Origin of the sequence: Pedobacter sp. SL55 (assembly GCF_026625705.1) — a bacterium.
Taxonomy (GTDB): Bacteria; Bacteroidota; Bacteroidia; order Sphingobacteriales; family Sphingobacteriaceae; genus Pedobacter.
Window position 1 is genome coordinate 1,736,618 of record NZ_CP113059.1, and the last position, 19,232, is coordinate 1,755,849.

Consider the following 19,232-nt stretch of genomic DNA (forward strand, 5'->3'; position numbering starts at 1 on the left):
ATTTCTGTGCCTTTCGGCATCGCGGATTTTCTAAACGCCTAGCACGATATCGGCATCTATATTTAGTTTCTTGCTGATTTCTCTTGCTTTTTTTAAGGTGGGTTCGCTTTTGCCAGATAAGTATTCGCTAATTCTTGAAGGACTAGTATTTAAAAGCTTAGATAATTTTTCTTGAGTAAGTCCCATTTCGAACATCCTTAAGTTGATGACCTCTGGCAATGTAGGCTTTTTCACTTCAAAATGTATTTGTTCGTAATCGTAAACTAAGTCAGATAGTAAGTCTAATTCAATAAAATTTTTATCATCTTCAGAAGTTTCGTTGCCAACCAACATCAATAATTCCTCGATTCTTTCGCAAGTTGCAGTATATTGTTTTTCTGTTTGAATTCCCTTTTTCATCTGTTAAATTTTTGAACAGTCTTTTATCTTGTCGTATTGTTTGTGCGTTCCTATAAACCGGATGTAGACTTTCTTAGACGCAAAGATGATGATTGCAATTAATCTATATTCGTTACCCCTGATGTTAAAAACAAACCTGTTATTCCCAACACTGTCCACACTTCCAAATGTATTTTTTATATCTGCAAAGCAAGTCCAATTACTTTTTTCTGTTTTTTTATACCAATCTCTCAAAGCAATATCAGCATCATGATGCTCCCTTGTAAATTCACTGATTTTTGCGAAAGTTACTATTCTCATATTGATTGATTAGACAAATATAAAAATTTGTTCTGAAATATGTAATTATATTCTGTTTTACAGAAAATACTTGTTTTGTTTTAACGTATGATTTGAATTACAAAAGCTCAACCTTTTAGATTTCTCAACTTTCTGCCTATTTCAACTTTTCATTATTCTTGTGCCTTTCGGCATCGCGGATGGATTTTTTCTCTAAGTTTTTAACCAGCGCTTCATCTAAATTGATGCCTGTTTGATTGGCCAGGCACATCAGTACAAAAAGTACATCGGCCATTTCGTCGGCTAGGTTTACCTCTTCGTCGCTTTTCTTAAAAGACTGCTCGCCGTATTTGCGAGCCATAATACGGGCAACTTCGCCCACTTCTTCCATTAAAATGGCTGTATTGGTTAGTTCGTTAAAATAGCGAATGCCGGTGGTATTGATCCAACGGTCTATGGTTTCTTGAGCTTCGGTAATGGTCATGAACAAATATAAGGATTGAATTAATTACCAATGAACAATAATCAATTTCCAAACAACGAAAAACCAAAGAACCACTAAATCATCATCAATTCCATAGCTTCTAGCTTAATACCCATAGAGAAAAAGGTGCCTAAGATAATTTTAGATGCTTTAAGCGATTGCGGCAAATAGCCGAAAAATTTTTTGAAAGCGTTAGTGAAATGAGTGGCATGTTTGTAGCCCACCACTTCAGAAATCTCGGTAATTCTATATTCGCCTGTTAACAGCATTTTTTTAGCTTTTTCCATTTTGCAAGAAACAATATAACCGAAAACCGTAGTTCCAAACAGTAGTTTGAAATGCTTTTTTAGGTACTGTTCATTTGTGCCAGCTGCTCTTGCCAGAGAAGAAATGCTATGTGCAGCGCCAATGTTGCCTTCTATTATTTCTTTTACCAAAATCATTTTTTCTACTTCTAAAGGCTTTAGCTTAGTGGGGGTAATTTTTTCTTCTTCGTATTGCGCTAATTGTAGGCTTAGCAATTCGATGATTTTTGCTTTGGTATAAAGGTTTTTTAGGTTTCCCACAAAGTCGCAATTTTCTATCTCAGCTAAAATGCTTTTTAACTTGGGGTTTAAATAAAGATGGTTATGAAATAATTTTCCAATACCTATTAGGTTATACAACGGTACTCCATAATCTCTAGACAGGTATTGAAGAAAGAATTTTTCCTCTAAATAGATTTGTATCAAGTCGCAATCTTCGGTGTTAATTAGGGTGGTGGTTTCTTCTTTGGGTAGCAATAGGATATTATATTCTGCCTGTTTAAAGGTAATAGGTTTCTTTTGCGACGACCTATAGACGCTGCTACTTCCTGTTAAACAAAATTGAATTAAAAAGATGTTTTCGTCTGATGAGATAGTGATGGAATTACCTCCAATTTCTTTGCTCGCTATTTTTTCAAATAAAAACTTGTTGAACTTGATTTTCTTGCAATCGTGCTTATTATCAATGGCATGTGAAGCGCTTGCCGAAATTAAATTGAGCTCGGTTGCTTTTTCGTTTTGCGTTACTAAATTTTCGGATGCGGTCATTGCTAAAAAATGTGTTGCGGCTATATTTGCGGCAAGTTACGTTTATTTAGACTTCTTCTAAATAAAAAATGTAAAATATTTTAAGGATAATGAAGCAGTTTTTACTTTTACTACTATTGGCGGTCGTTTTTACTTCTATTACACATGCTCAATCTGGAAATATTTCTGGTAAAGTAACGATGGAAAATGCAGTGCCGGTAGTGGGTGCTGTGGTCAATATCAAATCCTTAAATAAACAGACTTTAACTGACGAGAAAGGTAGCTACTCTTTCAAGCATATTCCTTTAGGAAGCTACACTTTGGAAATAGGTTCGATGGAGATTGTTACCAAGAAGCAACAGATCAGCGTAAATAAAACTGAAAATGTATTTAATATATCTGCGAAAGCTATAGATAATAGTGTATTAAACGAAGTTGCTGTTACCGGCAAAACCGAGAAGAAGAAAATGGAAACGAGTGGTTTTGCGGTTTCGGTTATCGAAACTAAAGAAGCTTCGCTGAGAAATTTAACGACCAATGAATTGCTAGATCGTTCTGTGGGTGTTAGGGTAAGACAAAACGGAGGAGAGGGATCGCCCATTGAATATAACCTAAACGGGATGTCTGGCAGTACAATAGGAATGTTTTTGGATGGTATAGAGATTTCAACTTATGGTTCTTCTTTTAACCTAAATAACATCCCCCCATCTATGATTGAACGGATAGAGGTATACAAAGGAGTGCTTCCGGCTCATTTAAGTGGCAATTATATAGGGGGTGCTATCAACGTAATCATGAAAAAAGATGCTTCTGCCAATAACATTACTGCTGCTGTTTCTTATGGCTCTTTCAATACCTACAGAGCAGATCTTGGTGGTTTATATCGCAATCCCAAGAACGGTTTCACTGCTCGTGCCTCTGGTTTTTACAGTCATTCTGACAACAACTATGAGATGTGGGGCAAGTTTTCGAAGTATACCTTGCCTGGCGGAAGAATTGTTAGAAACTACAGGGTTAAACGACCTAACGACAAGTTTGAAACTGCGGGCGGGCGCTTTGAGGTTGGTTTTACCAACGTAAAATGGGCAGATCAGTTTTTTGTAGGCTACAATATTTCAGATTCTTATAAAGAAATTCCTCATGGCGTAACTATGACCAAGCCATACTTTGGAAGATTTAATGAATATAAAGCCCATGTTTTTAGTTTAAATTATACCAAGAACAATTTGTTGATAGATGGTCTTGCGCTTAATGTAAATGCTGTGCATAGCAACAGAAGCACGTATTTACAAGATACCGTAAGTTTAAAATACAATTGGGATGGCACTTTGCTAGTTAAAAATTCAGAAGGACCTCCAGAGACTTATGGCTATGCACCAGGTATGGGGCAGCAAGGCGAAGCGGTAATGAGTAGCATTGATAGAACTATTTCGAATATTCGGTCTAACCTATCCTATACAATTGTATCAGGTCATCGTGTTTCAATCAATCATAAATTTGAAAGGTCGAATAGAAATGATCAAAATTTACTGATCCCAGAGCGAAGTAAGTGGATTACCCAGAACGAATTAACCACAAACATTTTTGCCGCAAATTACGAAGCAGAACTGCTAAAAGGCAAAATTAAGACCAATTTTTTTGGCAAATACGCTGTTTATCAGAGTGATCAACGCTTACCAATAAGCGAAGTTAATGGTGGTTTGATTTACAGCAACAGCAACACTAAAAGAGATAATAAAGGATTTGGAGGTACGCTGTCTTACGAACCTATAAATAATGGATTTTTAATCATCTCTGGGGAGAAGTCTTTTATCATGCCAACAGACCGCCATATCTACGGCGAGCCTGAAAATAATTTACTTCCAAATGCTAATATACTTCCCGAATTGGCAGTTAATTACAATCTGGGTGCTCGTTATGGTTTTATAAAGTCTAAAAAGCATCGTTTATCATTATATGGGAATGCTTTTTGGAGAAATGGTTACGATAAAATTATTCAACAAACTCGTACCGATGCCGTAATTGAAGGTCGCGAAAACCAAGTAGAAGATATACAAGTTACACAGTTTGTTAACTTATCAAAGACACAATCGGTTGGTTTCGAAGCGGAAATTAACTATATCTACAATGATAAATTAAATGCGATGCTCAACTTCTCTAAGTTTAATTCGCTATTTAAGGTACAGTTAGATGAAAATGGAAGACCACACAGCTTGTATAATGTGCAGGTGCCTAACGAGCCATTTTTTACGGTAAATGCTAACATCCAATATCGTTTTAATAATGCTTTTCAAAAAAAAGCTAATCTGAACGTTTATTACAACTCTGGTTACGTAGCCCCATTTAGAACAATATGGATGGAATCTGAATGGTTTACAACACCAACTCAGTTTGCTCATGATCTAGGTGCAAGTTATCGTTTTCCTAGCGGAAAATTGGTGGCAAGTCTTGATGCTAAGAACGTTTTAAATGCCGAAATATATGACAATTTCGGCGTGCAGAAACCTGGCAGGGCATTTTACATCAAATTAAACTATACCATAAATAATTTTAATAAATAAAAAGATGAATACTAAAATTTTTAAGACAGCATTGTTTGGTTCTGCATTAGCTATTGGTGCTTTAACCAGCTGTAAAAAAAGCGACAATTCTGGCGGTGTTCCTGTTTCTGGGCCAGATGTTTGGGAGAGGAAATATATTACGTTAACTGCTGCGTTTCCAGATGCTGCTGGAGAGGCTGGAAACGGTGGGACAATGGCTTATGCAATTACAACTGCCCAGGCTGCAGATCCTAATTTTGAAGTTAATGTTTTCGCTAATGGATATAGTTTGAGGTCTCAACGTACTGCTCGTGTGCAAGGTTCTATAAACGGAAATTTCTTGTACAACATTCAATATACGGGTACAGACGGCGGTATTTTTAATAAGTACAAGGTGGAAGGACAAAAGAATTTTGTAGATACTCGTGAAGAGGTAAATACAGAACCAATTTTGGGTACGTCGCCACGCTGGGTAGTTGCTGCAGAAGGTATTGGTGTAGGTGTATTTGCTTCTTCAAAAACTAAAACTATTGATAATAAAGAAGGTGCGGGAGCAACATTTGAAGATGTGGTTAGTACAGCAAAAATAGCAGTGATTAACTTAAATGATCCTCAAATTACTCGTCAAACTGAATTTGTTATTCCTTTTACGGCAGCTCAAACAAAAGACGGTTACCAGATTGGTCGTATAGACATGCCAATATTAAATGCAGCTAAAACTAAGATTTTTATTGGTTGTAATTTGACTAGAACAAATGTTGCTATTCCATCTGGAGTTAATACTTCTGGAGCTCAAACATGGACTAGTGCAACTAGTCAGCTTGGTACCGCTACTTTGGTAGTAGATTATCCATCTTTGGCAAATCCTCAACTTATTTACTCCACTCAAAGTAACTTCGGAAATAATGGATACCGTACCATGATTCAGCATCTTGGAGATGATGGTCACATTTATCAAGGAACGGGAGTAAATACTGTGGGTCAGGCTCATATATTGCGAATAGACAAAAACACAAATACTTATGATAACACTTATTTGTTTGATTTGAAAACCGCATTGGGATCTGCAAATAACGTAGCAATTAGAGCTTGGAGATATATTAAAGATGGTGTTGGACTTGTTTTATATACACAAACAGGGGTAGATGGTGGCTACTTAGCATTGATAGATTTGAATGCGAAAACTGCTACAAAGTTAACTACAGAAGATCAAGCAAATATTGGTTTCTCTGGTCGCTCTGCAAATGTCACAGCTGGAATTGCGGCAATCACAGGAACTTTCGGTCAATTCCAAAACATTGGTGTTGCAGGAGATAACTTTTATGTGCCAATGACACCTAATGGTACTGATGGGAACTTATACATTATCAATTACAAAACTAAAACAGTAACTAAAGGAGCCAAGTTGAAAAACCAATCTGGTAGTTTCTATCTAGGTGCTTACTAACGAAAAACCCCTAAAATGGGCTTAAATTAACGCTTAAACGCCTTGTCTATTTATTAGGCAAGGCGTTTGGCATTATTAAATAACTCAAATCGTAATTCGTAAATCTACCATCGTCAATCCCCTCATTCCTTATTCTTCGTATCCATCACAATCGTAACAGGCCCATCATTTAACAAACTAATTTTCATATCGGCACCAAAAATGCCACATTGCACTTCTTTGCCAATCAATGTGCTTAACTGCTTTTTCATTTCCTCATAAAGTGGGATGGCTTTATCTGGCCTTGCCGCTCTGGTAAAGCCTGGCCTATTGCCTTTCTTGGTTGCCGCAAATAAAGTAAACTGACTAATCAATAAAATGTTGCCGTCAATATCAGCTAAGGCTTTGTTCATCAAGCCATTTTCATCGCTAAACACTCGCATATTGGCAATTTTCTGAGCTAACCACTCCAAATCTTCTTGCGTATCGGCATCTTCAATGCCTAATAAAACCAAAAAACCATTAGCAATTTCTCCGGTAATTTGGCCGTTTACTGTGCAACTCGCTTCGGTAACTCGTTGTATAACTGCTCTCATTTTAATTTACGAATTTAGATTTTAGAATTACGATTGATAGGATGGCTTGCTCATGGGGTTTTGTAAAGCTATTTTTAGTTTGAAGATGTGAAAAATCTAAATTTGGTTTGCTGTACAGGCTTTATTTTAATCAAAGTTCATTAACATTATAATTAGGACAGGCACCTTTTTGTGAGGTTACAAAACCTGCAAGCTTTGATGCAAAATCAAGGCAATCCGTTATTGTTTCTCCCGCCAATTTTTTACTTAAAAAAGCAGCTAAAAAACTATCGCCACTACCAACGGTATCCACTACTTCAACTTTTTGCGCCTTATAATTTATGGTCTCTTTTACACCATAATAAGTTCCGCCTTCGGCACCTTTGGTAATTAATATTTCTGATAGGTTAAACTGCTGCATTAAGGCTTTAACAATAGCATTTTCCTCTTTTTCTAAAGTAAACCACTCACCCAAAATCACAATTTCATTTTCGTTTAATTTAGCAAAATCAGCTTTGTTCAAAAAGGTACTAACGGTTTCTTTGCTATAATGTGGCGCTCTTAAATTCACATCAAAAACAGAAAATTTAGCATGTTCCAACAATGCTAATAAAGTATTTTTGCTTACTTCGTTTCGGGTGGCCAAACTGCCAAATACAAAAACATCGGCAGCGGCAACTTGCTCGGTTAAGCCATCTTGTAAAGTAATAAAATCCCAAGCAGTAGGATAAGTAATGGTATAAACCATTTCGTTATTGGCTTTCAATTCTCCCAAAACCTCACTTGTACTTTGCTCATGGTCGGTTTGTATATGGCCGGGCGGAATGCCAATAGACGAAACAAAATCTACAAGTTCCTTTCCAGCCTCGTCGTTGCCAACTCTGCTAATCAATGATGCATCTACACCTAATTTTCTTAAATGATAGGCCACATTCATTGGTGCGCCACCGGCCAATCTGCCAGATGGTAAATTATCCCATAAAATTTCCCCAAAGCAAATTGCTTTTTTGTAGTTAGAAAAACTTTCGCCCATCTATTAATTGTTTTCTGATAAGATTTCCTGCAATTGCTTTAGCTCGCTAACCTTTTCTGCTGCACCCAAATTTTCGTAAGCCGAAATCAAGTTTCTAATGATCCTGCGTACAATCTCCGCATTGCTGCAAGGGGCATAAAAGCCAGGCTGTGGTTCTAAATTCAGCTGACGTAAAAACTGGTCTACATCGTGCTTGCCAAAAATGGCGCCTTTGTTAAAAGCATTGATGTAAAAAAGCACCGCATGCTCGCGGTCGGGGTTGCCCTCATCAATATAACCCAAAATAAAGTGCTGCGGTAAATTCACGCCATAAACCGGTATATCCAGTTTTTGCGCAATGGTAGAGTAAATAATGGCCAGCGAAATCTGGTTGCCTTTTTTGCTTTCTAGTACTTGGTTTAAGTACGAGTTTTGCGGGTCATGATGGTTTTTAGTATTACCGCCAAAACCATATTGGTTGTAAAAAACATGGTTAATCAGCTTAATTTTTTCGATAGAACTCATCTCATATTGCAAACCTACCCAAATTTCCCTCTTAATATCTTCAATTTGGTTAATAATGGCCTGTTCATCCAAATCCGGAAACTGGTAGCGGTTAATAATAATTGCTCCCTGCAGCAAATCGAAAGCACCGCTCTGGTACCATAAATTTAGGTCTTGTTTTACATTCGTAAACTGTATGGTGTGTACAATATTCTCAATCCGCTCGTGCAGCATGGTATCTAAAGATTTTTCCCAAGCGCTTTCCAAATGCGTAATGGCTTCGTTGCCATACTCCAATAGTTTCTCCTGCACATGCGAAAACACCTCCTCATCTGGGTCATCCAATAACTCCACCAAAGCATCTATTTCTGCCACATTATTCATGGTATGTTACCTTTCTATTCTTTAAATTTTCGAAAAACAAAGCTAGAATTTCATTTGTAAATCTAGTCCCGCTTTTTCGTTTCAATCTTTTTGTATAGCGTTATCCGTCATTTATGAACTTTAGTGAGAAAACGCTAGTTAGCGGTTTTAACCAACAGATTTCTCCTCATGCTTCGTCGAAATGATGTACCAAAAAGGATTTCACTTCAATCGGGTTTATTTAACTCAAAACGCTGCACAAACAGGTAAACCTCCTTCGTTCAGCTAAATCTTTGTTCCTTGCTCCTTGTTCTTTTTTCCTTTACTTTTGCCCTATGGTCCTACAATTTTTCGCCGATTACCTTAAACATCAATTTACAGCTAAAACCCGTCACGGTACACACTCGCCATTTGTTTACAAGCTTGCCGATGAGGTAATTTACGATTTTTCTGTAAAAAACGAATACAAAGCAATCGAAGCACAGCGAAAAAAACTTTTGAATGACCAACGTGTAATTACCGTAACCGACTTAGGTGCAGGCTCTCATCTCAACAAAAACCGCACAAAAAAGATTTCGCAAATTGCTAAGAATGCGCTAAAATCTCCACGCTTAGCACAGCTCATTTATCGCTTGGCAGCCAACCACGGGCCAAGCAATATGATAGAGTTGGGCACTTGCCTGGGTATAACTTCTGCGTACTTATCAAAGGCACAGCCAAATGCAGATGTACTAACCATAGAAGGTTGCTCGCAAACGGCCGAGGTGGCTCATCAAAATTTTAAAGAGCTCAACTTACAAAACATAGAGTTGCAGGTAGGTAACTTCAACGATTTGCTACCAAAAGCCATCGAAGAAAGCACACAGCTAGATTTTGTTTACATAGATGGTAACCACACCAAAGAAGCTACGCTTAATTATTTTAACTGGTGTTTGCCAAAAATTACAGAAAACAGTTTGCTCATTTTCGACGATATCTACTGGAGCGAAGGCATGAAACAAGCTTGGCAAGAAATTAAAAACCATCCCGATGTAACTGTAACCGTAGACTTATTTTGGATAGGTTTGGTGTATTTTAAAAAAGGACAAGCCAAAGAACATTTTAAATTGAAGTTTTAAGCTGTTTATTCTACGGTCGTCATTTCGAACGAGTTTTTCACGAGGAGAAATCTAGCAACTTTTACAGACGAAAAATCAAAGTAAACCATTAAATGGCTTTTTCGACAAATTGCCATCTAGCCACTATTACACGTCATACCGGCTTTTAATCATTTCACATCATAAATTGAAAATTATTTACCTGATAACCAATGCTTTGTTGTGATAACTGATTTTTTAGTTGTATAACTTAAAAATCAGTTATATATTTGGTTTATGGAAGAGTTAACCAAAGCAGAAGAACGTATCATGCAAATTCTATGGAAATTAGAACATGCATTTGTGAAAGATATTATTGAGCAAATAGATGATGAACCCAAACCGCCTTACAATACCATTTCGTCTATAGTACGATTATTGGAGAAAAAGGTTACGTGAGTTACAAAGCCTACGGAAAAACCTACGAGTATTTTCCTGCCATTAGTAAAGAAGAGTATGCTAAAACCAGCTTCTCAAAATTGTTTGCTGGCTATTTCGATAATTCGCCTAAAAGTTTGCTGTCTTTTATGGTAAAGCAAGAGAAACTGAGCGAGGCAGATATCGAAGAACTCAAATCGCTTATCAATAAAAATTCTTAATATGGAATTGTTTAACGACCTATTAAAAGCCAGTGCATGTTCGGTACTGTTTTTCGCCTTTTATTTGTTGGTGCTCAAAAAGCTTACTTTCTTTAAGCTGAATAGGTTTTACCTCTTGGCAACGTTGATATTGAGTTTTTTAATACCAGCGTTGAATATTACTGTGGAACGGCAGGTAGCGCAGGCATTGTCAATTGCGGAAGAGGTTGCAACATTTGACCAGACAGCACAAACTGAGGCTATGCCAACTGAATTTACTGCATTACAAACCTCGCCTGTAGCCCCAAGTTTCGATTGGTTCTCGTTATTGCCATACCTCTATGCGGGCATAGTGCTTATCTTGGTGGGTATCGGTTTTTGGCAGTTGATTTCGCTTTTGTGGCATGCCAGAAGCAATCAAAAAACTACCTGTGGATTAAAATTGGTAGTTAAAAGATCTGGCTTTACAAACTGCTCGTTCTTTAACTACGTTTTTGTAGATCAGGAGAGGCTAACCGAACAAGAACTAGCTGTGCTTTTAAGGCACGAGCAGGTACATGCCCAACAATATCATTCTATAGATAAAATCATCATGATGTTAGCAAAGGCGGTAATGTGGTTTAATCCAGTAGTGTATCTATGGGACAAGGCCTTGGAGCAGCTGCACGAATATGAAGCAGACGAAGCTACTTCTGCGCATTTTGGTTCAAAAGAATATGCTTCGTTACTACTTAGGTTAGCGGTAAGCAAAAGCAATACCCCACTAATTCACAATTTCGTGAAAAGCCCTATCAAAGAGCGTATCAAAATGTTATTCAACTCAAAATCAAAGAATATGAAAAAGTTAATGTATATGCTGGTTGTGCCTATAGTTTTAGGTTTAATCTGGGGGTTTACGGTGGAGGTGGTAGAGGTGTCGGTATCAAAAGAACTGGTAAAAGCCAAAGAGGAAACAGATCCTATCATTGGTAAAACTATCAAAGGAACTGTAGAAGATATCACTGCCGAATCAAAGTTTTTTAAAACGATTCATTTTAAAACAAATGGCAAAATATATTTGATCAACTATATGTCTTTTATTAAAATAAATATAGGGGATGAGTTAACTATCAAAATCAGTTCAAAAAAAGAGAGTGCAAAAATAGACGAAAACAAGAAAGTTGTTTACCAAACTCCGGTTTATAGCATGGATCAGGCTTTTAATGCCAATGGTGATTCGTTAATTGTAAAACCTAAAATAAAAAAACATGCTTTTCTGTATGAAGGCAATAAAGCTAGATATGCAACGAGCAAGATTAATGAAATAGAAAGAAATTCGTTCGGCTATGCTACAAAAATCCAATTGAATGATGGTACATTTTCGCTTATTTTTGATATTGGTTCGTTAAAAACAAAAGCTAAAAGTTTTAAAGTTGGTGATGAAGTGCTGGTTAAATTTATTGGAGAAAAACTAATAGCAAAAAATACTTACACTTCTAGTAAGCTAATTGCGATGTATAGTCAACCAAAAAAAGTTTCAGTTGATCAATTCAACTTTGTACAGTAGGTTTTACAGCAGCGAAGGTTTCCAGAAGTCAGATGGTAAAGCCTTTGAACCCACGGTAGACGAACTGAAGTCCATAGTTAAAATCATTTCAGCTTCAAAAGCCGAAACATTTTCTAAAAGAGGTATCGCCAATTTAGAAGATGCGGTAATTATGGTTGATGATGTCAAATTGGAAGCGAAAAAAATCACTTTGCTTAAAGAAGGTGGGATTAATGCAAGTGATGCAACTATTTATTTCCCAGATGGAAAAGTGAAAAAATACGGACTTGTAATTTATAATACTAAACAGAAGGTATTTGGTGGTTACGAGAATGCTGCTGCTAACGATAGTAAACTTCCAAAGGTAATTTCTGGTCCAGGTAAGGAGGGTAATTTAGAGCTTAGTAAAGATGTTTCTATCGCTAAAATGCGCTATCAAGCTTCAGATTCGGTTAGGGTAAATAAAATTTTTGAAAGCATGCTGCTTAGTGGTAAAGCCGAACTTGACATGGAGAAATATAGAGCTAAAGGTAGGGTTATTCATTTAGATAATACCAACCAAATGGTAACTGTTTATTTAGGTTACGTAAAAGATGAAAACAATTTAAAAATAGAAGCCGAGGTAATAGAAATAGATTTAAAGAACAATAGATATTTTACTAAAAATTACTCGAAGTAACATCCTTGCTTTGGTTTCGAAAATTAGACTAAGCCCTCCCCAACGGGGAGGGTTGGGAGGGCTTTTACAACTCCCCCAGCTTATAAGTTCTTTCCATATTGTTCATTACATCTTCCTTGTAAAACAGCACCTCTTTAAACTCGCCTTTGCTGTACATTTCTGCTTGGTCGTTAAAATGTTTCGAATTTGGATTGCCACTGTTGCCGCCTGCTAAAATAGATTTTGCCTTTATTTTGGTGCCAAATTCTACGGCACAAACAAAACTATTGCCACTGTAGCCATAGCGTTTATTAGTGCCAAACTGGTTGCTTCGGTACGAGGGAAGTTGTCCCCATAAAGCAGAGCCAAAAGCTACAGGAATACTTGGTGCAGCATCGTCGTATTTTTCGTTTACGGCTCCTGTTATGCGCTGAAAACGATTGACTTCGCCCCAAGGCATTTGCCATTTGCCAAAACGTTTGTTCAAATCATCAACCGTAGCTTTAAGTGGCTGCAGTAAAGTTTCGGCTTTTGCAGTTTTGGAAAATTCTATCGTTTTTTCTACTTGGTCTTTCTCGCCTGGGTTAACATACACATTTTGAATGGCTCTACTCAAACGAGGTGCCCATTCCATGGCTAAAGTGGCAGCTATAGAGGTGGTTGAAGAATGATAATCCCATTTTTTTAGTTCCGCAATAGGTTCTTTTAAGCTTGCTTTCATTGCATTTTCTGCAGGAAGCTGATCGTAAGCCTTAATTAGAGCGGGCAATAAAACTTCAAATGCAGGTAAATAAGTATCGTAGCCTAAAGCAATTATCCCATCCAAATCATATTGTTTTGGTTGTTTCAATAATCTTAGAGCAGCTATTCCTCTAAAATTCTCGCCATCGGGTGCCATGTATGCTGGGTAATTGGCTTTTTTCGGGCTGTTTTTTCCTGCCGCCGTAAAAGGCGTAGAATTGCAGTTTTGCAACCAGCCGTTGCTCGGGTTGTAAATATGCACACTCTCACTGACTGGGTGTAGGCCTTGCCAAGCGGTTGCCGTTGTAGTGGCATCTACTGGTTCGCTCCAATTGTAAGCGGTATCACGTTTGGGTATAAAATTGCCGTGCCAGTAGGCGATATTTCCTTTGGCATCTGCATAAACGGTATTGTTTGAAGCATTGGCGGTTAAATCCATCGCTTTTTGATAATCTTCAAAACTCTCAGCTTTAGTACGTACCCAACTTTGCACCAAGCTTTGCGGATTTTGGTTTTTGTGTTTTAAGCTAATCCACCTGCCATCTCTACTGGCCATTATGGGGCCGTTATGCGTAAAGTAGGTTTCAAACTTTTTAGTTTTCAGTACACCATTTTCTAGGTATTTTATTTCGATGTTTTTTTTCTCTAAGGGATAAAGTCTCTTGTCGAAAGTATAGTAGTAAGTGTCTTTTAGCTTGGTAATTTTCTCGGCATACATATCGGCCACATCTACATTGTTAGAAGTGTGCATCCAACCGCAAAACTCATTAAAGCCTTGGTAAATGAAAAACTGGCCCCACGTAACAGCACCATAGGTGTTTAATCCTTCTTGGCTTTGTATATGTATTTCTGGCCTAAAATAAAAAGTAGTATGCGGATTAATGTACAACATCGCATTACCTGTTTTACTCATTTTTGGTGCAAATGCAAATCCGTTAGAGCCACTAAATTGATCGCGTATTTGCGGAATGTAGCCCGTAGGCGAAGGGTCATTGGTGTAGAATTTTTTCAGTTCTGCTACAGTTAAATTGCCAGTGCTAATGGCGCCAATGCTCCCATCTGTCCAAAGGAAAGGATACCAAGGTTTAAATTTGGTAAGTAGTGCGGGTTTAACTCGTGGGTTTTTATAGAGGTAAAAATTAATGCCATCGGCATAAGCTTCTAGCAATTTCTTCATCCAAGGTTCTGCTTTTTTGTAATCGTTAATGGCTTGGGTACTATCAATCAGCAAGCGAATTTGCAAATCGTTGTACAGCATTTTTTCGCCTTCAAGCTCTGATAACCTGCCTAGTTTCTCAATGTAGTTGAGCTCAATTCTTTTGAAATCATCTTCGCATTGTGCATATAGCATTCCAAATACAGCGTCGGCATCGGTTTTACCGTAAATATGTGCAATGCCCCACTTATCCCTGATAATTTCTATGCGTTGTGCTTGTTTTACCCAATCGCCAATTTCTTTGCTACTTGGTTCTTGTGCTAAAACGAAAAGAGGTAGAAGTAATAGAGAAAATAGTAAATTTTTCATCAGCCTTAATTTATTTAACAAGATAGCTACAAATACACCGAATTTTCGAGTGCATTTTTTTTAAAGCGTTTATGAATATCAACATACAGAAGCAAGCTTTGTATAGCTGTTGCCAACAATATCTCTAAAAAGACTCTGCAAAGCTAATGTAAAACCCACTTTGGCGTTTTTCGTTTGGTCTTTTTCGCCAACACCATAGTCTAGGCGTATACTTAAGCCTTTTTCTGGATCAAAAAAGTACCTTCCTCCCAAGCCGTAGTTTGGCTTTAAGTCTTTCAAAACAGATTCATTATTGGCAAAAACTTTTCCTGTGCCACCAAATAGCACAAGTCCCAATCGCTCCATAAAACGATAACGTATTTCGGCCTGTGCGGCCAGTAAGTTTTCATCTCTATAGCGTCCGCCGTAGTAGCCTCTCATAATTTCGTCGTTACCCAGCTGTGGATAAAGATAAAATGGTGTGTTGCGGTCACTTTGTACTGTTTGATAAAAGCCTTGAACACCAAGGATTATTTTTTTTGCAAGCGGCCAAAAATTCCGGATGTTGACTCTTAACTGGCTTCCTGTGAAATTTTCTCTGCCAAATATTGGAGGTGCATATTGGTAGCTAATGCGACCAAAAAATCCTTTGGTTGGGTAATTGTTAGAGTTTCTGCTGTCATAACTTTGAGATAAACCTATGGAAAGTACTTTTCCGCCATCTTTGTCGTACACCTTTTGCTCACTATCGTAAATCCCTCCCGAAAGCTTATCCGTAAATTTTTGTTGCTCAAAGGCTAAAGACAATCCGGTATAAACATTTTTTGCTATGGCTTTTTCAGCATCAAACTGCATTTTTACCAGTTGCTGCACCAACCTATCTTGGTCGTCTTCTAACGTATAATTCCCGATGCCATAAAAATTGAAAGGCATTTCTTTAAACTTTAGTTCACCTAAAAAATGCAGATCATTGTTTTTAGTCCAGGCATCGCCCCTTAGTGTAATATTATATGTTCCAGTAGTAGAATATGAAGCTGCTCCGAAAAAATTAGAACTCCTGTTTAAAGTGTCTTGTTTGTCTACGTAAAATGAATAGATACTGCCTAGTCCGAATTCAAAGCCTGTTTCTTGTGCATAGCCAAATACTGGGATAGGCATAAAGCTTGCCTTGCGGGTAGTGTCTTTTTCGTTAGAGAAAATACGTTTGATAAATCCCAGTTGTGCCAAAACAACGTTCGCATAGCAAAAGATTAAAACCGTAAGTGCTAATTTTTTCATCGGTTACAAAGTAAATGAATTTATATGGATTAGGATAATCATTACTTATATTGGACTACTTAATACTCGATGATGAAAAAAACTCTCTTTTTTGCGCTACTAATTTGTGTTTCAGTTGCTCATGCGCAAGTTGCTACGCTACTTGTAAACAACGAAGCCAGCGTTTTACAGCCTTACATCAGTCAGTACCAAGCTGATAAAAATATGCTCAATAGAAAATATGCCTTAAAGCAATCTGAAGAATATTATTTAAGGATGGAACTTTTTTATGCGGATTGGCAGCGCCAGTTAAAAAGCTTGTCCTTTGCCAAACTTTCTCAAAATGAAAAAGTCGACTATATTTTGTTGAAGAGGGATATTGGTGCTGACGCTCGTAATTTACAAACGGCTTTTGCTGAATTTAAGGAAAGTAATTTTTTACTGCCTTTTGCGGCGCTGATCACTGATTTTGAACAGAAACGTAGGGTAGGCAAACAACAAGACGGTGCAACGACTGCCGCAACTTTTGGCCAACTGAAATTACAGCTATCAACGGTAAAATCAGCGGTAGAGAGAAAGGATATAACCGTAAATGTAATGCAGGCCAAGTGGGCACAGCAAGCGTTAGCGCAATATGCAGCAACGTTTACCGAAGCCTACAAATTCTACGATGGTTACGATCCTCAGTTTACAAAAGCTACTAAAGTGGCTTATGCTGAAGTTTTAGCGGCCTTTAAAGCGTACAATGACGTGCTGGCCAAGATGGAGAAGCAGGCTAGTGCTTCGGATGATGGATCAGGAATTGTTGGTAATCCAATAGGACGAGCAGCCTTAGTTGATGGATTGCAAGATGAAATGATTGCCTATACTCCTGAACAATTGACAGCTATTGCTCAACGAGAGTTTGCCTGGTGCGATGCGGAAGTAGCAAAAGCTGCACGTGAAATGGGTTTTGGTAATGATTGGAAGGCTGCGCTGGAAAAAGTGAAAACCGCTTACCCGCCTTTAGGTAAACAGCCGGAGTTAGTATTTGAATTAGCGAATGAAGCTATCGACTTTGTGGAGAAAAATAAACTAATTACCGTACCATTCATGGCAAAAGAAGGTTGGCGTATGCGCATGTTAACGCCAGAAGAACAACGTTTTGCTCCTTTCTTTTTAGGCGGCGAATCGGTGTTGATTGCTTACCCTCACGAGAGCATGAGTGAAGAAGCCAAGATGATGACCTTGAGGGGTAATAACCGACATTTCTCGAGAGCTGTAGTTTTTCATGAATTGATACCAGGACATAACTTACAATACTACATGCAAAGCCGATACAAGCCTTATCGTAGAGCTTTTAGCACACCATTTTGGACAGAAGGCTGGTCGCTGTATTGGGAAATGTTGCTATGGGACAATAACTTTGCGAAATCTCCAGAAGATAAGTTGGGCATGCTTTTTTGGCGTATGCATCGTTGTGCCCGTATCATCTTTTCTACTAAATACCATTTAGGTAAGTGGACACCAAAACAATGTATCGATTTTTTAGTAGAGCGTGTGGGTTTTGAAAGAGCAAATGCAGAGGCAGAAGTGCGTAGGTCTTTCACTGGAAATTATGGTCCGCTATATCAGATTGGGTACATGTTAGGCGGACTGCAATTTAGGGCGTTGCAAAAAGAGTTAGTGCAAACAGGCAAAATGAACAATATTGATTTCCACGATCGTATTTTAAAAGAAAATTGTATGCCTGTAGAAATGGTAAGGGCTTTGTTGACTAATCAAGCATTAACAGAAGATTTTACCACAAAGTGGAAGTTTGCTGGAGAGGTGGAGTAAGATCTTATGAAAAGTAATGAACTAAGAAATGAAAGTATTGTATTACTTCCTATATAAAATATTGATAAAAAGCAGGAGAGAGGAAGATCCTGGAGGCGCTACTGCGATAATCTTAGGGTTTACATTTTTTTGGAATATTATAATTCTATTGAAAATGAGTTTTCCTTCAGGCTATTTCAATATGCCTAAAGAACAAGCCGTATTTATAGGGATTTTTGTTGGGATAATATTTTTTGTGCCTATTTATTTTTTTCTTTATAAGAGACGTGATAAAATAATAACCGATGTTGAAAGTTTCTCTAAAAAAAGATACTTGATAGGTAAGGTTGTTAGCTATTCATATTTCTTAGTTACAATCATTTTTACGTTTTATTATCTCTTTACCCACTAAGTGATGGTGTTCGTGTTATAAACCGAATGGCGGTGTAAAGCCCGCAAGCGAGAGAAACGAGTGCGGACTTAGAACGAACAGCCGGACTTTCGGAACATAGTACTACTGCAATTGCTTTTCAAAATAATTATCCCGCAGATTTTCACAGATACCCTCGCAGATTTCGTTAATTCGTACCTGCTAAAATCTGCGGCTCTTATCTGCGCTCATCAGCGGGAAATATTGGGTAATTGCTTTTCAAAATAATTATCCCGCAGATTTTCACAGATACCCTCGCAGATTTCATTAATTCGTACCTGCTAAAATCTGCGGCTCTTATCTGCGCTCATCAGCGGGAAATATTGGGCATTGTTTTTCAAAATAACTATCCCACATATTTTCACAGATGCCCTCGCAGATTTCGCTAATTCGCATCTTCTAAAATCCGCGGCTTTAATCTGCGTTTATCAGTGGGAAACTTAACCTCTAGAGCAATCCGGAATAAAAATTAATATTCTGCTTGCATAATAAAAATCAATTCTATAAATTTGTTATGCAAGCATAGTAATTTAATGAAGCAGAAAGAGACCGTAGATTATTTTTTAAAGATAGTTTGGCAAAATGTGTCGAACACTTACAACCAAGTTGCTGCTGGTTTTGGCATTACGCAGGCTATTGGCTATATGCTAATCAATATCGAGGCCGAGGGTACTGCGGTATCTGCTTTGGCTGCGCTACTTGGCGTAAAAGCCACAAGTTTATCGCGGATGCTAAACAATATGGAAGAATCTGGGTTGATTTATAGAGAGGCATCTGAAGGAGACAAGCGATCGGTAAAGGTTTATTTAACACCTTTTGGCATAGAAAAAAGAAAGCTCGCTCGTGATGTGGTAGTTTCATTTAATGAATACTTGAATGAGCAATTAAGTGCTAAGGAAAGAGAGCAATTAATTAACACACTAGAAAAAATTAACCAATTAACATTGGCTTATCCGCCAGTAAAAAAATAGT

17 protein-coding genes and 1 pseudogene are annotated in these 19,232 nt (G+C 37.7%); 9 read left to right on the top strand and 9 right to left on the bottom strand.

All coding sequences use genetic code 11. From position 1 onward, the window contains the following. Positions 1 to 30: 30 nt before the first annotated feature. The 4 genes from OVA16_RS07950 to OVA16_RS07965 all read right to left on the bottom strand — a co-directional run bounded on the left by OVA16_RS07950 (position 31) and on the right by OVA16_RS07965 (position 2,235). On the bottom strand, positions 31 to 399 hold the full coding sequence (locus tag OVA16_RS07950; RefSeq protein WP_267764723.1) for a helix-turn-helix domain-containing protein: 369 nt from the start codon (positions 397 to 399) through the stop codon (positions 31 to 33). Between the two features lie 3 nt (positions 400 to 402). Then, on the bottom strand, positions 403 to 699 hold the full coding sequence (locus OVA16_RS07955) for a type II toxin-antitoxin system HigB family toxin (protein WP_267764725.1): 297 nt from the start codon (positions 697 to 699) through the stop codon (positions 403 to 405). Positions 700 to 835: 136 nt separating this feature from the next. Continuing rightward, positions 836 to 1,162 carry a nucleotide pyrophosphohydrolase gene (locus OVA16_RS07960; RefSeq protein ID WP_267764726.1) on the bottom strand — a complete coding sequence of 109 codons (327 nt, stop codon included), beginning with the start codon at positions 1,160 to 1,162 and terminating at the stop codon, positions 836 to 838. A gap of 74 nt (positions 1,163 to 1,236) precedes the next feature. Beyond that, positions 1,237 to 2,235, bottom strand: a complete 999-nt coding sequence (locus tag OVA16_RS07965) for a helix-turn-helix domain-containing protein (RefSeq protein WP_267764727.1) — start codon at positions 2,233 to 2,235, stop codon at positions 1,237 to 1,239. 89 nt (positions 2,236 to 2,324) lie between these two features. On the opposite strand from OVA16_RS07965, the gene OVA16_RS07970 reads away from it, so the two are divergent. Together OVA16_RS07970 and OVA16_RS07975 are read left to right on the top strand one after the other, a co-directional pair. Continuing rightward, the gene (locus tag OVA16_RS07970) at positions 2,325 to 4,775 is read left to right on the top strand and encodes a TonB-dependent receptor (RefSeq protein WP_267764728.1); all 2,451 of its coding nucleotides are present in this window, start codon (positions 2,325 to 2,327) and stop codon (positions 4,773 to 4,775) included. Positions 4,776 to 4,779: 4 nt separating this feature from the next. Next, positions 4,780 to 6,201 (top strand): hypothetical protein, encoded by a 1,422-nt coding sequence (locus tag OVA16_RS07975; RefSeq protein ID WP_267764730.1) that lies wholly within the window; start codon positions 4,780 to 4,782, stop codon positions 6,199 to 6,201. A 122-nt stretch (positions 6,202 to 6,323) separates the two neighbouring features. Here OVA16_RS07975 and dtd read toward each other — a convergent pair whose 3' ends face one another. From dtd to OVA16_RS07990, 3 genes are all read right to left on the bottom strand, one after another. Continuing rightward, positions 6,324 to 6,776 (bottom strand): D-aminoacyl-tRNA deacylase, encoded by a 453-nt coding sequence (dtd, locus tag OVA16_RS07980; RefSeq protein ID WP_267764732.1) that lies wholly within the window; start codon positions 6,774 to 6,776, stop codon positions 6,324 to 6,326. 130 nt (positions 6,777 to 6,906) lie between these two features. Continuing rightward, positions 6,907 to 7,788 (bottom strand): carbohydrate kinase family protein, encoded by an 882-nt coding sequence (locus OVA16_RS07985; RefSeq protein ID WP_267764733.1) that lies wholly within the window; start codon positions 7,786 to 7,788, stop codon positions 6,907 to 6,909. 3 nt (positions 7,789 to 7,791) lie between these two features. Beyond that, the gene (locus tag OVA16_RS07990) at positions 7,792 to 8,655 is read right to left on the bottom strand and encodes a transglutaminase-like domain-containing protein (protein WP_267764734.1); all 864 of its coding nucleotides are present in this window, start codon (positions 8,653 to 8,655) and stop codon (positions 7,792 to 7,794) included. Between the two features lie 314 nt (positions 8,656 to 8,969). Here OVA16_RS07990 and OVA16_RS07995 point away from each other — a divergent pair, with 314 nt between their 5' ends. From OVA16_RS07995 to OVA16_RS08010, 4 genes and pseudogenes are all read left to right on the top strand, one after another. Further along, positions 8,970 to 9,752 (top strand): O-methyltransferase, encoded by a 783-nt coding sequence (locus OVA16_RS07995; RefSeq protein ID WP_267764735.1) that lies wholly within the window; start codon positions 8,970 to 8,972, stop codon positions 9,750 to 9,752. 288 nt (positions 9,753 to 10,040) lie between these two features. Beyond that, positions 10,041 to 10,369, top strand: a pseudogene (locus OVA16_RS08000) (BlaI/MecI/CopY family transcriptional regulator). A gap of 1 nt (position 10,370) precedes the next feature. Continuing rightward, entirely contained in the window at positions 10,371 to 11,894 is a 1,524-nt protein-coding gene (locus OVA16_RS08005) for a M56 family metallopeptidase (protein ID WP_267764736.1), read from the top strand. Further along, on the top strand, positions 11,869 to 12,552 hold the full coding sequence (locus tag OVA16_RS08010) for a hypothetical protein (protein ID WP_267764737.1): 684 nt from the start codon (positions 11,869 to 11,871) through the stop codon (positions 12,550 to 12,552). The genes OVA16_RS08005 and OVA16_RS08010 overlap by 26 nt, the downstream gene beginning before the upstream one ends. 64 nt (positions 12,553 to 12,616) lie before the next feature. Here the strand turns inward: OVA16_RS08010 and OVA16_RS08015 are convergent, their stop codons facing one another. Together OVA16_RS08015 and OVA16_RS08020 are read right to left on the bottom strand one after the other, a co-directional pair. Then, positions 12,617 to 14,797 carry a penicillin acylase family protein gene (locus OVA16_RS08015; protein ID WP_267764738.1) on the bottom strand — a complete coding sequence of 727 codons (2,181 nt, stop codon included), beginning with the start codon at positions 14,795 to 14,797 and terminating at the stop codon, positions 12,617 to 12,619. Positions 14,798 to 14,875: 78 nt separating this feature from the next. Next, a complete protein-coding gene (locus tag OVA16_RS08020) occupies positions 14,876 to 16,054 on the bottom strand; it encodes a BamA/TamA family outer membrane protein (protein ID WP_267764740.1) in 1,179 nt (392 codons plus the stop codon). Between the two features lie 69 nt (positions 16,055 to 16,123). On the opposite strand from OVA16_RS08020, the gene OVA16_RS08025 reads away from it, so the two are divergent. The 3 genes from OVA16_RS08025 to OVA16_RS08035 all read left to right on the top strand — a co-directional run bounded on the left by OVA16_RS08025 (position 16,124) and on the right by OVA16_RS08035 (position 19,231). After that, on the top strand, positions 16,124 to 17,851 hold the full coding sequence (locus OVA16_RS08025) for a DUF885 family protein (protein ID WP_267764741.1): 1,728 nt from the start codon (positions 16,124 to 16,126) through the stop codon (positions 17,849 to 17,851). Positions 17,852 to 17,879: 28 nt separating this feature from the next. Continuing rightward, positions 17,880 to 18,242: a hypothetical protein gene (locus tag OVA16_RS08030; RefSeq protein WP_267764743.1), complete on the top strand. Its 363-nt coding sequence runs from the start codon at positions 17,880 to 17,882 to the stop codon at positions 18,240 to 18,242. Positions 18,243 to 18,793: 551 nt separating this feature from the next. Then, positions 18,794 to 19,231 carry a MarR family winged helix-turn-helix transcriptional regulator gene (locus OVA16_RS08035; RefSeq protein WP_267764745.1) on the top strand — a complete coding sequence of 146 codons (438 nt, stop codon included), beginning with the start codon at positions 18,794 to 18,796 and terminating at the stop codon, positions 19,229 to 19,231. Position 19,232: the final 1 nt, after the last annotated feature.

Excerpts from the sequence above, each read along its gene's own strand:
- OVA16_RS07995 (WP_267764735.1), top strand. The coding sequence starts at position 8,970 with ATGGTCCTACAATTTTTCGCCGATTACCTTAAACATCAATTTACAGCT.
- OVA16_RS07965 (WP_267764727.1), bottom strand. The coding sequence starts at position 2,235 with ATGACCGCATCCGAAAATTTAGTAACGCAAAACGAAAAAGCAACCGAG.
- OVA16_RS07955 (WP_267764725.1), bottom strand. The coding sequence starts at position 699 with ATGAGAATAGTAACTTTCGCAAAAATCAGTGAATTTACAAGGGAGCAT.
- OVA16_RS08015 (WP_267764738.1), bottom strand. The coding sequence starts at position 14,797 with ATGAAAAATTTACTATTTTCTCTATTACTTCTACCTCTTTTCGTTTTA.
- OVA16_RS08035 (WP_267764745.1), top strand. The coding sequence starts at position 18,794 with ATGAAGCAGAAAGAGACCGTAGATTATTTTTTAAAGATAGTTTGGCAA.
- OVA16_RS08025 (WP_267764741.1), top strand. The coding sequence starts at position 16,124 with ATGATGAAAAAAACTCTCTTTTTTGCGCTACTAATTTGTGTTTCAGTT.
- OVA16_RS08020 (WP_267764740.1), bottom strand. The coding sequence starts at position 16,054 with ATGAAAAAATTAGCACTTACGGTTTTAATCTTTTGCTATGCGAACGTT.
- OVA16_RS07960 (WP_267764726.1), bottom strand. The coding sequence starts at position 1,162 with ATGACCATTACCGAAGCTCAAGAAACCATAGACCGTTGGATCAATACC.
- OVA16_RS07970 (WP_267764728.1), top strand. The coding sequence starts at position 2,325 with ATGAAGCAGTTTTTACTTTTACTACTATTGGCGGTCGTTTTTACTTCT.
- OVA16_RS07950 (WP_267764723.1), bottom strand. The coding sequence starts at position 399 with ATGAAAAAGGGAATTCAAACAGAAAAACAATATACTGCAACTTGCGAA.
- OVA16_RS08030 (WP_267764743.1), top strand. The coding sequence starts at position 17,880 with ATGAAAGTATTGTATTACTTCCTATATAAAATATTGATAAAAAGCAGG.
- OVA16_RS07990 (WP_267764734.1), bottom strand. The coding sequence starts at position 8,655 with ATGAATAATGTGGCAGAAATAGATGCTTTGGTGGAGTTATTGGATGAC.
- OVA16_RS08005 (WP_267764736.1), top strand. The coding sequence starts at position 10,371 with ATGGAATTGTTTAACGACCTATTAAAAGCCAGTGCATGTTCGGTACTG.
- OVA16_RS07985 (WP_267764733.1), bottom strand. The coding sequence starts at position 7,788 with ATGGGCGAAAGTTTTTCTAACTACAAAAAAGCAATTTGCTTTGGGGAA.
- dtd (WP_267764732.1), bottom strand. The coding sequence starts at position 6,776 with ATGAGAGCAGTTATACAACGAGTTACCGAAGCGAGTTGCACAGTAAAC.
- OVA16_RS07975 (WP_267764730.1), top strand. The coding sequence starts at position 4,780 with ATGAATACTAAAATTTTTAAGACAGCATTGTTTGGTTCTGCATTAGCT.